This is a genomic window from Polaromonas sp. P1_E11 (assembly GCF_056405995.1).
This window is the reverse complement of sequence record NZ_JBFUBA010000002.1, coordinates 1,174,338-1,187,285: the sequence shown is the minus strand read 5'-3', so window position 1 is coordinate 1,187,285 and position 12,948 is coordinate 1,174,338. Positions and strand designations below refer to the sequence as shown.

Genomic DNA, 12,948 nt, shown 5'->3' with positions numbered 1-12,948 from the left:
TTCTATATCCATTTCACAGTGATTACTCGGCTCAGCCGAATGTATTCTGTCCCAATGTCATGGCCATCGCGAAGCCTGGCTATACGTCCGATTCCGTTTCCATCGACCGATTTGGCTTTCGCCTGCAGTATGACCACGCCGGCGATTTGATCGATCTGGGGGGGGTGAAAGAAAAATACGCGAACTGCTCCGTATTACTTGGAAATAGCACGTCGTTTGGTGTTTCGTTGACACACGACAGAAAAACTCTGGGGCATATGCTTGGCGAGGTAGACAGTCCGTGCATCAACTTAAGTGTGCGCGGTGCAACCATGCAGCAAGAGTTGGCCACATTTCTGACATTCAAGCATTTGTTGCCTCGGCCAAAGCGGATTGTGCTATTGACCGGCGTTTGCGATATTTCTTTGGCGGTTCAGCCTGAGGACTTTTCAGTGCCGGAAGCCGGCGGAATGCACAGCATGTCCACATACGCAAGGCAGTATGTGGACCAGATTGAAAAATTCCCGGATGCGCCGACGCAACTAAAAAAACTTTTCCTGGAATCTGTTGAAGATTTTTATCTGAAAAATCTATGGTTCCAGAAATTAATTCAGCCCAGGTTGCTGATAAAAAAAGCCCTGAAAGAAAGAGAAAAAATTTCGGAGTTTCAGACTCTCGAACATTTGAAAAATATTCTTCCTTTGCTGGGCAACGTCATGGAAACGTGGGGCTGGATACAGCAGGCTCAAGGCATTGAAGTAAATGTCGCATTGCAACCGATCGCAGGGTGGACAAAAAAACCGTTGACAGATGCAGAACAAATGTGCATTTCAGCCGATAACGAACGGATTCCTACTACCCGGCTGTATGCGAATGATCGCGTTTATGAAATTGCGAAGCGGTTTTATCGAGAGTCATGTACATTGCACGGGTTGAATTTCATTGACACCAACGTGTGCTTCGATGCATTGAGTAAAACAGACGTAACGTTGTTCTCTGATTTTTGCCATTTAACCGATGCGGGCACAACTGTGCTCGGCGAGTATCTCCGCGGTCAAATAAAGCCCGCGTACTGATCCATTTCGCTTTCCTTGACTCAAGCTATGTACCGAGCTTGACTGCGAGTGCCCGGCGGCCAGAAAATTTCCAAAATATGGCGAATGATTCGCAGAAACATCGTATGAAAAAAGTTTTCATAGTAGTGAATATTCCGACCCATATTCGAGGGTTGAGAGAAGTATCAAAGCTCTTGAATAGCTCTGATCGCTATCTGCCCGTATTTATATACAACAGCTCGGAGATCTATCAGCACGCCATGTCGATTGGCGGCGCACGGGATGACCAGGCACACGTCTGGGTTGAAAACCGATTTGAGCTGGTGGGAACACCACGGGATAATGGTGATACCCCGCCTGATATGCCGGTACCGGTTGTGGCAACTTCCGAGCCTTCGAGCTCGTTCGCATCATTAAATAAGGTGCGAAGAGCATTTCTCAAAACCGCATATAGGTTGATTGCAAAAGGCATTCCTGGTTTTCCAACGTCCCATCAGATCATGCGGTGGTATCTGATCGCACTGGACTTCCCCGGTCGTTGCGTACGCGCAGGCTTTAATTACCTGTTTACCAGGCTTTTCCTGCCGGGACTGCTTCTGATAAGTGCAATAACCCGGAGGGAGGACCAAGCTCAAACCGGCCTGCGACGGCGTCTGCTGCTGAATATCTTCATGAAGCACTGGAAATCGAGGGAGGAGATGCCGAAAAATTGGATCGGAACAAAACTCGCCGAGCAATGGAGCTATTTTTACGGATCTAGTTTATTGCGAGGTGTTCAGCAGAGGGATTACTACGAGGCCGTCGTGAGCCTGATCGACCGGTTGAATCCGGTGCTCGTGGTGCTACCCGAAGAAAATCTTTTCTACAATCATCATCTTCTGGTTCGCGCTGCGCATACCCGCAATGTTGCGTGTTGTGTCGTGCCGTTCACCATTGTGAATACGCTTGAGTGGGCTGAAGCGTTTTACAACGTACCTTCATTTGACGCGAGCCATCGCAGCAACGTCATCTTTGCAAAAACGTTTCCGAATTGGATATTGCCTCACCGGGGGAAGAACCTGATTCTTCCCCCGTCGCATATTCTTGCATGTGAAAGCTTGAATATTGTCCCGGATAATCCATGGCTCATTAACAGCGGTCGAATCGATGCGATCGCTGTTGAAAGTCGCTTTATGCTCAACTACTACCTTCGAGCGGGCATAGCGGAGGACAAGCTTCGGTTGACCGGAGCGTTGGCTGACGATCAACTCTATTTAGCGGTGAGAGACAAGGATCGGCTTGCGCACGCACTGGAGGCTAGCCACCGCGTTGCTTTCAAGCGCCGAAAAATTCTCCTCGCATTGCCACCTGATCAATTTGTAGGAAAGACTCGGGATGGCTGTGAATTCAGCGACTACGAATCCCTCATCAGGTTTGTCGTGAGTGCGACCGTGACGGCAGCTGGAGGTGAGGCCTCAGTATTGGTCAATTTGCATCCGCGCATCGCTCCGGAATCGGTCCCCTATCTTGCCGATATGGGAGTTGTGGTGGTGGCTGACCCGATCGAAAGTCTGGTACCTCTGGCGGATATCTATATCGCGGTAGCCTCCGCAACCATTCGTCTCGCTGTGTCGTGTGGAATACCCGTGATAAATTACGATGCGTATGCGTATGACTATGACGATTACAAGAATTTGAGTGGTGTTGTTGAAGTTAAAACGAAGGCCTCCTTTTCTGCCGCAGTGAATGCGTTGTCTAACGATGAGGCTGAATTCGCAAGAGTAAAGGCGGCTCAGATCAGTACTGCAGCAGACCTTTGTGTGCTTGATGGGCAGGCAGCATCTCGCATGCTGGCCTTGTTTGACGAACTCTCGTCGTAGTTGCGTCCCGATCCGGGCATGGTTTCTCACCCAAGCCTAGCGATCGTGAGGGAAGCTACTCGAAAAGCTTTTTAAGAGATGCAGATTTTCGGAGCGAGAGAAGGTATTTCGGCAAAAGAAACACCCGGTTTCCGATGAATTTGATGACTGGCACCCGCTTGAGTGCTGAAAATTTCCGGCCTAGCAGGCGCTGCGCCGCGAAAAGTTGTTTTTGTCCGGAATCTTCATTTCGGAAGTCGACTGCGTTTGCGCTGATGCCGTTATTCGTGGTCGGGCGGCTGACGAAGCATTTGGATTCGTCAATGTGAAAGCAGACAATAGACTCATAAAAAGCTACTGAGTAAACACGTTGACCATAGGTGTTTTTAACTGCATTCACGGCGGGAAACCGTGAATTCAGAGAGTCGATGATTCTTTTCGAAAAGTTGATAAACGAATACCGCGAAGGGTTTCCGAACTCGCTCATATAGCTTGTATGAACGTCTTCAACCACAAGCATTCCTCCGGAATTTATTTGGGGGATGCACCTATCGGCGGTAAGAATCTGCTGATGATTGGTGTGCCCGCCATCGTCAAGGACTACGTCAACCTTTCCGACCGATGCAAAAAAATTCGCCCAGAACGCAGGATCTGACTGGCTGCCTATGAAAATAGGAAATCCTTCCTTCTCCCATTTTTTTGCGGCCGGATTGAGATCAATACCTATGATGGTGGCTTGGGGACCAAAAAAACTCCGCCACATGAAAAGCGAGCCGCCGTTTAGAACGCCAATCTCTACGAAAGTGATTCTTTTCCCCACATACTTTCTGAACAGCTCTTCGTACACCTGAAAGTAGGAGTCATGTTTGATCGAAAGGTAGGGAGTGCTCTCATAAATTGAGAATAAATCCAGCTGCGAGGTTTGTTCGCTGGAGTCATGGTTTGCGGCGGTAGACATTCTTCAATGTTCCTGGTGGGATCACTTTGCAGGCAACAACGGCCAATTGCAAGGAGACAGGTTTCAATGTGCGAGCGGAAGGGTGGGGCGCTTGTCAATACTAAATGCGCCTTAGGGCTGCGGCAACAAAAAGCCCGATGTTCCCCAGTATGGTTTGCCGGTAAACGCCGGCTCTCCGCACGCCGGAAAGCCTTTGCCAGAAGCGCTGATTGCGCGCCGCGGAAAAAATGCCAAGAGCGGTGCTGCTCTCTGGAGACAAGAAGTCTTTCAATTTCTGCAGGGCACTTATATTTTGGCTGTTCCAGGTTTGGAAGCGGCCTTCAAACAGGCGGCGAACACTCATGAACGGTGCAGTGAATGTATGGTTGGCTCCTATGAGATTGCGATCATGCTGGCGATATCGCAATGTAGGAGTCTGATCAAAGAAAACCTGTCCCCCGCAGCCTGTGACAACCAGGTATGTCCACCAGTCGTGAGCGATGACGCCTACATCTGCGCCGGCATGTACAAGCAGTTTGCGCGCGGCATGGTTAAAGACCATGGTGTTTCCACCGCCGAGGTTTTGGGTGAGTGCATTGCGAAAGCTTGGGGTGCGTACAAAACTCCTGGAGTAGCCGATGTGCTTTCCCGTCGCATCGACAAGCTCGGTACGAGAGCAATATAGCGCTGGCGTATCTGACGGCACCGTTGAAAGCCATCGCAAAGCTAGAGCGAGCTTATCGTTTTTCCATATGTCGTCTTGATCGGAATAGGCATAGTAATCCGCCGATATCTCCGCATTGCAAACGAGGGAAAGAAAGTTTGCGGCGAATCCTTTACGTGGGCCCTTCCTGACCTCGCAGCGATTCCTGGTCCAACGTGAACGGTATGTTTCCAGAATGCCGTGCGTACCGTCGCTGGAGCCATCATCCGAGACCCAGAGTTGCCACCTGTTGTGCGTCTGGTGTTCGAACGAGTCGAGCTGTTCCGCCAAATAGGCCTCACCATTCATGGCGCATAACAGTATCGCCACCTCACCGGTTGTAATTTTTATTTCGCTATCGCTAGGCATTTTATGGTCGGTGGTTTATTCGGACGAATTTATCCGGCGCGGGCGCCAGCAGGCAATAATAGGCTGCGGAGCCGCGCCCAGCGCACGATTTTACGACCGTCCATCGGGGGCTCCTCGATTTGCGCGTTTCTACACTTCCTGATCGGGACACGACCCAGCATGCATATTTGTTTTGTGCTCACAACGCCTTTTGCGCTCAACGCATTTGTAGCGCCGGCAATTCGGGCACTACTCGCGCTAGGCTGGAAAGTCACTGTAGTAGTGAATACGCGTGCAGGCAGTGTTGCTGAAGATATCAGGGGAGAAGTCGAGATCATTGACCTCGACATTGTGCGATCGATCGCACCGTTGCGAGATTTTCGGACTCTCTTCTTTCTAATTCGGCTGTTTCGAAGCGGTGACTTCGATATCGTTCACAGCGTGACGCCGAAAGCCGGGTTGCTTGCCATGATGGCAGCGCGCGTGACCGGAATTCCGGTACGCATCCACACCTTCACCGGTCAGGTTTGGGCTACGCGACGCGGCGTAATGCGTTGGCTACTGCGCTCGCTTGATCAATTGCTCGCCGCATGCGCCAGTACCTTATTGGTTGACAGTACTTCGCAACGTCATTTTCTCGTAGAAGAGGGAGTCGCCGCGCTGGATCGCCTTCATGTACTGGGTGACGGTTCCATTGCAGGCGTCGACACGGCGCGATTTACACCGCAGTCGCAGTGGCGGGAAGATATTCGCAAAGAACTTGGTGTGCCTTCTGACGCCACGGTCCTCATATACATCGGTCGAATGCAGGCCGAGAAAGGCGTCAGTGAGCTGGTGCAGGCCTTTTCGCAGCTAGCATCTCGTTTTGGAAATGCCCATCTGTTTCTGGTCGGACCCGATGAGGGCGCTCTGCAGCCGGCATTGGATTTGCTGGACGGAGACCTGGAGCGGATTCACGTGATCGGGTTAACTCCCGAGCCGCAGAAGTACATGGCGGCAGCCGATATCTTTTGTCTGGCCAGCTATCGGGAAGGCTTTGGTTTGTCGCTGATTGAAGCCGCCTCCGCCGGACTGCCTTGCGTGGCATCCAGAATTTATGGTGTGACCGATGCGGTGGTCGATGGTGTGACGGGGTTGCTCGTGCCTGTCCGACATGTGGGCGCTCTCGTTGATGCGTTGGCCCAATTAATGGCAAACCCGGGTTTGCGCCAAAAACTCGGTGCGGCAGCGAGAACCCGGGCGCAACAACAGTTTTCGCAGGCGGTCGTGGTTGATGCCTGGCTGGACTTTTACAGGCAGCAATTGCATCAGATCCAGGCGAAGTCGTGACCGGCCCGCGGCCTGCATTGGCGGTGGCCGGAACGCGGTAAATGCCCCGGCGAAGTCCGCTGGCGGCCGTGGCCCAGTCTGGACCGATAATTGCGCCAAACATATCCGGGGTTCCCATGGTTTTTCTGGTCTGTCTGAGTTTCGCGATATCGCTGGCGGCGGCCATGCTGGTTCTTCGCAAGGCCCATAAGCATGCAGGTCGTTATGACGAAGCCAAGCCACAACGCTTTCATGCTGGAAATGTCCCTCGTCTCGGAGGGATTGGCATCGTCGTTGGCCTGACTGCAGGTTGGTTTGCCGCCAGCCTGACGTTCAGCCTTTTCAATGTGCCCATTACTTTGCAGGTGGCCCTGACCTTGGTCGTGGTGCTGCTGCCGGCGGTGATCGGTGGAATCTACGAAGACATCACCCAACGACTGCCGGTGCGGTATCGCCTTTTGCTAACAGCATTGTCAGCTTCTCTTGCTTGCACGTTGCTGGCCCTGTCTGTACCGCGCCTGGGGATTCCAGGCGTCGACAATTTGATCACCATGGCGCCAGTGGTTGGCGTCGCGCTGGCTTTCCTGGCCATTAGCGGTTTACCGCATGCGTTCAACATCATTGACGGCTACAACGGGTTGGCCGGAACAGTTTCGGTGTTGATCAGCCTCGCCATTGCTTATGTGGCTTTGCAGTTGGGTGATAGGCAGCTGGCAGGAATGATGCTTTGCCTGGCCGGCGCTACAGCCGGCTTCCTGATGTGGAACTTCCCGAGAGGATTGATTTTCGCGGGGGATGGCGGTGCCTATTTGTGGGGCGTGGTCATTGCTGTGGGCAGCATCCTGCTGGTGCAACGGCACAATTCTGTATCCCCGTGGTTCCCCATGCTGCTGCTGATCTATCCAGTGTGGGAAACGCTTTTTTCCATTTACCGCAAGCTTGCCCGCGGTGGCTCGCCGGGTGTAGCAGACGCGCTGCACTTTCACCAGCTGATCTACCGCCGCATTGTCCGAGGCGTTTTTCATGACGATGCGTCACGGCGCATGTTGATGCGCAACAACCGGACGTCGCCGTATCTCTGGAGCTTTACGCTAATGACGGTATTGCCCGCCGTGCTTTTCTGGCGTAACACCCCGATCCTGATGGCTTTTTGTGGCCTTTTTGTGGTGACTTACGTCGCCGCTTATGTGGCCATCATCCGCTTCAAGGTGCCGCGATGGCTGCGCCGTTGACATCTGGCCGTGGCTGGCGCCCGTATGCGGCACAATTTGCTATTCTTTCTCTTCTGAGTCCGACCCCCGTCCCTCATCCTGATTGTTGATTGTCATGACCACCCATACCGCCAACGACCCAGACCTCTCCCATGTAGGCCCGCGTGACAAGGCCGAAATCCTGGCCCAGGCGCTGCCCTACATCCGCAAGTTTCACGGCAAGACCATGGTCATCAAATATGGTGGCAACGCCATGACGGACCCGGCCCTGCAGGCTGATTTTGCGGAAGACGTAGTGCTGCTCAAGCTGGTGGGCATGAACCCGGTGGTTGTTCACGGCGGCGGTCCGCAAATCGAGGCGGCGCTGAACCGCCTGGGCAAAAAGGGGCATTTCATCCAGGGCATGCGCGTCACCGATGAAGAGACCATGGAAGTCGTGGAATGGGTGCTGGCCGGACAGGTGCAGCAGGACATCGTCGGCCTGATCAACCAGGCCGGCGGCAAGGCCGTAGGCCTGACGGGCCGCGATGGCGGATTGATCCGTGCGCAAAAGCTCAAGATGGTCGACAAGGATGACCCGACGAAGGAGCACGATATCGGCTTTGTGGGCGACATCGTCAGCATTGACCCGAGCGTGGTCAAGGCGCTGCAGGATGATGCCTTCATTCCGGTGATCAGCCCGATCGGGTTTGGCGAGGAAAACGAGAGCTACAACATCAATGCCGACGTGGTGGCGGGCAAGCTGGCCACCGTGCTGAAGGCCGAGAAACTGGTGCTGCTCACCAACACCCCCGGCGTGCTGAACAAGGCCGGGGAGCTGCTGACTAACCTGAGTGCCCGCGAAATCGACGAGCTGTTTGCCGACGGAACGATTTCCGGCGGCATGCTGCCCAAAATCGAAGGCGCGCTGGATGCGGCCAAAAGCGGCGTGAATTCTGTCCACATCATCGATGGGCGGGTGCCACATGCCATGCTGCTGGAAATCCTGACGGACCAGGCTTACGGCACCATGATCCGCTCGCACTAGATACCGTGATCGCGCGCCCACCCCCCTTGCAAGCGGCCACCGTGGAACCGGCTTTGCCGGGCCACAGGTGGCGCCCCCTTGAGGGGGAGGTGCCGAAGGCGCCTCGGGGGGGAGTCTAGATGCGACTCTTACTGGTTGAAGACGACGTGATGGTGGCCAGCGGCATCAAGCTGGGGCTCAGTGACGCCGGCTACGCCGTCGACTGGGTCGGCAGTGCCGAGCGCGCGGAGGAAGTACTGCAGGGCGAGACCTTCGATGCGGCGATCATCGACATCGGGTTGCCGCGCATTGACGGGCTGGAACTGACGCGCCGCCTGCGCCGCGGCGGAATGGCCATGCCGGTGCTCATCCTGACGGCACGCGATGCCCTGCAGGACCGTGTGCAGGGGCTGGACCTGGGAGCGGACGACTACATGGTCAAGCCGTTTGAGCTGCCTGAGTTGCTGGCGCGCCTGCGCGCGCTGCTGCGCCGCTCCCAGGCCGCCACCAGCGCCACACTGAGTTTTGGGGCGCTGGAGCTGGACACGGCCAACCGCGAGGCCCGCGCCAACGGCCAGCTGATTGAGCTCGGACCGCGCGAATGGACGGTGATGGAGTATTTGCTGATCCACGCGCCCAAGCCGGCCAGCAAAGACAAGCTGCTGCAGGCCATGACAGGCTGGGACAAGGAGATCACGCCCAATGCCATTGAGGTGTACATCTCGCGTCTGCGCGGCAAGCTGGAGCCGCACGGCATAGCCGTACGCTCGATTCGCGGCTTCGGCTATCGGCTGGAGCTGGTGGAAGTTTCCCCGGGGATGCCGTCCAGCGCTGGCGCTGAATAGGCAGTGCAGGCATGAACCCTTTCGGCCAGTCCTGGGCCGTTCGCCTGAAAAACCGCCTGCGTACGCTGGGCGTACGCACGGGCGGTAACGCGTTTGTGCCCGCCGCCATGAAGTCCGGCTTGCAGCGCCGGCTGCTCCTGCTGCTGCTTTTCCCGCTGGGGACTTTTGCGCTGGTGAGTATTTATTTCGACTACCAGACGGCCGGCGATGTCGCCTTGCAAAAAGATCAGCAGCTGCTTCGGCTGATTCCCCTGCTGGCCGATTCGGTTGTGGCGCCGGGCGCCACCCGGGAAAGTGCGCCGGTGCTGCTGATGGCCCCTGCCGTGGATGATTTCCTCAAGGGCCGGCCTGGTTTCGCCGGCTTTCGCCTCGCCGATGCCGAAGGCGACTTTCTGGCTGGTGAGCCCTGGATTCCCGAACTGTTGCCGGCCACGCACGAACCCGAATTCCACAGCATCGAATACAACGGCGTGACCTACCGGATTGCCGCGCAGCGCATGAAGACTGCGGTGGGTGAGCTGATCGTCCAGCTGGCGGACGGATCCGACCCGCGCCAGCAATGGGTGCGCTCCGTGTTGTTCAAGGTGCTGCTGCCGAACCTGATCCTGGTCGTGGCGGCAGGTTTTGCCGTCAACTGGGCCGTTACGCGCGCACTCAAGCCATTGATTGAGCTCAAGGACGCGGTGGAGCGCCGCAACCCGCGCGACTTGAGCGCCATCGACCCGCTCGCCACGCCGGCCGAGGTTCAGCCTCTGGTCAGTGCCTTGAACCGCCTTTTCGGCCTGGTGAACGACCAGGCGGAGGGGCAGCGGCGGTTTGTAGCCGATGCCGCGCACCAGCTGCGCACGCCTCTGGCCGGGCTGCAGGCCCAGGTCGAGGCCTGGGCACAAGCGGCCAAAGTGGCTGAGGCCGCAGGCTCGGACGGGGCGGTGACCTTGTCGGCCGAAAAAATCATCAAGCTGCGCAATGCCACACGCCGGACGTCGCAGCTGGCCAACCAGCTGCTGGCGCTCTCGCGTGCCGATGCGTCGGCCGCCGGTGCCCAGCCGATGCAGCGGGTAGACCTGAAGGACCTCTGCGAGTCAATTCTGCCGCTGCATCTGGATGCCGCCATGCACAAGGGCATTGACCTGGGGCTGGAAACCCAGCCTGCGCAGGTCAGTGGTTACGAGTGGCTGCTGCGCGAGCTGCTGGGTAACCTGGTGGACAACGCCGTCAAATACACACCGCCCGGCGGCACGGTCACGATCCGCTGTGGCCCGACGGCTGGCTTCGAAGCGCCAGACGCGCCAAAACAGCCGGGTCCTGGTGGCGCTGCCGCCGAACACCGGCGCTGGGGCGTTTTCCTGGAAGTCGAAGACGACGGCCCCGGCATAGCCCCGGACGAGCGCAGCATGGCGCTCCAGCGCTTTTATCGCGTGCAAGGGACGGCGGGCGAGGGCAATGGCCTGGGCCTGGCCATTGCCAGCGAAATCGCGCGGGTTCACCATTCGCAACTGGAGCTGGGCCACACCGGGACTGGCCCAGCGGGACCCTACGGATTACGGGTTCGGTTGAGTTTGTAGCTCGCCCACCACAGTAAGCGCTTGCTGTTACGGAACAGAACGTTGCGCCTTCGCCTCATGGGCGAAAACCCGGGCATGGTGAGAGTCGAACTGTCACCTGGCTGTGCGAGAATCAATTGCAACGATTCCCGGTTTTTTGAAACATTTCCTACTTCATCGCCTATGTCCGACTTAGCGTCTGAATCTGAACTGAGCCCGCACGTCACGCCAGCCGAGCCAGCGGTGCGCAAGCGCCCCAAACCGGGTGAGCGCCGGGTCCAGATTCTGCAGGCGCTGGCCACCATGCTGGAGCAGCCGGGCGCCGAGCGCATCACGACGTCCGCCCTGGCAGCCAAGCTGGATGTGAGCGAAGCCGCCCTTTACCGCCATTTCGCCAGCAAGGCGCAGATGTTCGAAGGCCTGATCGAATTCATCGAGCAAAGTGTCTTCACACTGATCAACCAGATTGGTGAACGTGAACCCGACCATTCAGCCCGCACCCGCAAGCTGGTGGTCATGATCCTGCAGTTTGCCGAAAAGAACCCCGGGATGACGCGCGTGATGGTGGGCGATGCGCTGGTGTTTGAAAACGACCGCCTGCAAGAGCGCATGAACCAGTTCTTCGACAAACTCGAGTCCAGCCTCAAGCAAAGCCTGCGCGACGCCGCGGCCGCCAGCGGCGCCGCCGCCCCCACGGTGGACGCCCAGGTGCGCGCCTCGGTCATCGTTGCCTTCATGGTCGGCCGCCTGCAGCGCTTTGCCCGCTCAGGCTTTAAACGCCTGCCCTCAGAGCACCTGGAAGCAAGCCTGGCAACCATCCTCGCCTAACCTCGTCTCCAATCGGGAGCGCGATTCTTCTTCCAGCGGGGGCCGCGGAACGGGCTTTGCCCGGCCGCAGGCGCCCGTCCCCTGCAAGGGGAGGGGACGCTACACGAAGTGAGCGTCAGCAGGGGTGAGTCTAGTCACCAATTCCAGAGAGTCCCGTCGTGTTGCAGGCGGTTCACCGGCAGGTAGGCGCGCTGATACGGGTATTTCGCGGCGAGCTTCTCGTCGATTTCCACGCCATGGCCCGGCGTTTCGCCGCAGTGCATAAAGCCCTTGTCAAAACGATAGCTGTGCGGAAACACCTCATCGGTCTGTTCGGTGTGGCGCATGTATTCCTGCACGCCGAAATTGGGCACCCATGTGTCGAAGTGCAGCGCTGCGCCCATGCAGACCGGTGACAAATCGGTCGCGCCGTGGCAGCCGGTGCGTACCTGGTACATGGCCGCAAAGTCGGCAATGCGCCGCAGGTGGGTGATGCCGCCGGCATGCACCACCGTCGCGCGGATGTAGTCGATCAGCTGGTTCTGGATCAAGTCCTTGCAGTCCCAGATGGTGTTGAAAATCTCGCCCACCGCCAGCGGTGTGGTCGTGTGCTGGCGGATCAGGCGAAAAGCCTCCTGGTTTTCGGCCGGCGTCGCGTCCTCGATCCAGAACAGGTGATAGGGCTCCAGCGACTTGCCCAGCCGGCCGGCCTCGATCGGCGTCAGGCGGTGGTGCACATCGTGCAGCAAATGAATGTCCGGCCCGACAGCAGTACGCACTGCATCGAACAGCTTCGGGGTGTGCAGCAGGTATTTTTCGCTGCTCCAGTCGTGTTCGCTGGGCAGGTCAGCATCAGCCGGTTCGTAGAACAGCGTGCCCTTGCCGACGCCATAAACCTTGTCCAGGCCTGGCACGCCGCTCTGCGCGCGTATGGCCTGATAGCCCATCTCCTTGTAGCGCAACACCTCTTCCACGGTCTGCGCAATGTCTTTCCCATTGGCATGCCCATAGACCATCACGCCGGTGCGGCTCTTTCCGCCCAGCAGCTGGTACAGCGGCATGTTGGCGGCCTTGGCCTTGATGTCCCAGAGGGCGGTGTCGACTGCGGCGATCGCGCTCATGGTGACCGGGCCGCGCCGCCAGTAAGCGCCCTTGTACAGGTACTGCCAGATGTCCTCTATCTGGTGCGCATCGCGGCCGATCAGGCAGGGGATGACATGCTCGGTCAGGTAGCTCACGACAGACAGCTCGCGCCCGTTGAGCGTGGCGTCGCCAATGCCGGTCAGGCCTTCGTCGGTTTCTATTTTCAGGGTGACGAAATTGCGGCCGGGGCTGCAGACGATGACGCGGGCGTTGGTGATTTTCAT

11 protein-coding genes are annotated in these 12,948 nt (G+C 57.1%); 8 read left to right on the top strand and 3 right to left on the bottom strand.

What is annotated here, in order from left to right:
• The first annotated feature begins 59 nt into the window (after positions 1 to 59).
• Together AC1D11_RS13105 and AC1D11_RS13100 are read left to right on the top strand one after the other, a co-directional pair.
• Complete coding sequence (locus AC1D11_RS13105; protein ID WP_477651451.1) at positions 60 to 1,055, top strand: hypothetical protein; 996 nt, start codon at positions 60 to 62, stop codon at positions 1,053 to 1,055.
• A gap of 104 nt (positions 1,056 to 1,159) precedes the next feature.
• Positions 1,160 to 2,893 carry a hypothetical protein gene (locus AC1D11_RS13100; protein WP_477651450.1) on the top strand — a complete coding sequence of 578 codons (1,734 nt, stop codon included), beginning with the start codon at positions 1,160 to 1,162 and terminating at the stop codon, positions 2,891 to 2,893.
• Positions 2,894 to 2,948: 55 nt separating this feature from the next.
• Here the strand turns inward: AC1D11_RS13100 and AC1D11_RS13095 are convergent, their stop codons facing one another.
• Entirely contained in the window at positions 2,949 to 3,830 is an 882-nt protein-coding gene (locus AC1D11_RS13095) for a class I SAM-dependent methyltransferase (protein ID WP_477651233.1), read from the bottom strand.
• Between the two features lie 100 nt (positions 3,831 to 3,930).
• Complete coding sequence (locus AC1D11_RS13090; RefSeq protein WP_477648921.1) at positions 3,931 to 4,881, bottom strand: glycosyltransferase family 2 protein; 951 nt, start codon at positions 4,879 to 4,881, stop codon at positions 3,931 to 3,933.
• Between the two features lie 159 nt (positions 4,882 to 5,040).
• Between AC1D11_RS13090 and AC1D11_RS13085 the strand changes: the two genes are divergently transcribed.
• The 6 genes from AC1D11_RS13085 to slmA all read left to right on the top strand — a co-directional run bounded on the left by AC1D11_RS13085 (position 5,041) and on the right by slmA (position 11,602).
• Positions 5,041 to 6,189 (top strand): glycosyltransferase family 4 protein, encoded by a 1,149-nt coding sequence (locus tag AC1D11_RS13085; RefSeq protein ID WP_477648922.1) that lies wholly within the window; start codon positions 5,041 to 5,043, stop codon positions 6,187 to 6,189.
• A 116-nt stretch (positions 6,190 to 6,305) separates the two neighbouring features.
• The gene (locus AC1D11_RS13080) at positions 6,306 to 7,400 is read left to right on the top strand and encodes a glycosyltransferase family 4 protein (RefSeq protein WP_477648923.1); all 1,095 of its coding nucleotides are present in this window, start codon (positions 6,306 to 6,308) and stop codon (positions 7,398 to 7,400) included.
• Positions 7,401 to 7,494: 94 nt separating this feature from the next.
• Complete coding sequence (gene argB / locus AC1D11_RS13075; protein WP_477648924.1) at positions 7,495 to 8,406, top strand: acetylglutamate kinase; 912 nt, start codon at positions 7,495 to 7,497, stop codon at positions 8,404 to 8,406.
• A gap of 119 nt (positions 8,407 to 8,525) precedes the next feature.
• Complete coding sequence (locus AC1D11_RS13070; RefSeq protein ID WP_457281194.1) at positions 8,526 to 9,230, top strand: response regulator; 705 nt, start codon at positions 8,526 to 8,528, stop codon at positions 9,228 to 9,230.
• Positions 9,231 to 9,337: 107 nt separating this feature from the next.
• Positions 9,338 to 10,795, top strand: a complete 1,458-nt coding sequence (locus tag AC1D11_RS13065) for an ATP-binding protein (RefSeq protein ID WP_477648967.1) — start codon at positions 9,338 to 9,340, stop codon at positions 10,793 to 10,795.
• Positions 10,796 to 10,957: 162 nt separating this feature from the next.
• Positions 10,958 to 11,602: a nucleoid occlusion factor SlmA gene (slmA, locus tag AC1D11_RS13060; RefSeq protein WP_477648925.1), complete on the top strand. Its 645-nt coding sequence runs from the start codon at positions 10,958 to 10,960 to the stop codon at positions 11,600 to 11,602.
• Positions 11,603 to 11,736: 134 nt separating this feature from the next.
• Here slmA and manD read toward each other — a convergent pair whose 3' ends face one another.
• Positions 11,737 to 12,948: a D-mannonate dehydratase ManD gene (manD, locus tag AC1D11_RS13055; protein ID WP_457281192.1), complete on the bottom strand. Its 1,212-nt coding sequence runs from the start codon at positions 12,946 to 12,948 to the stop codon at positions 11,737 to 11,739.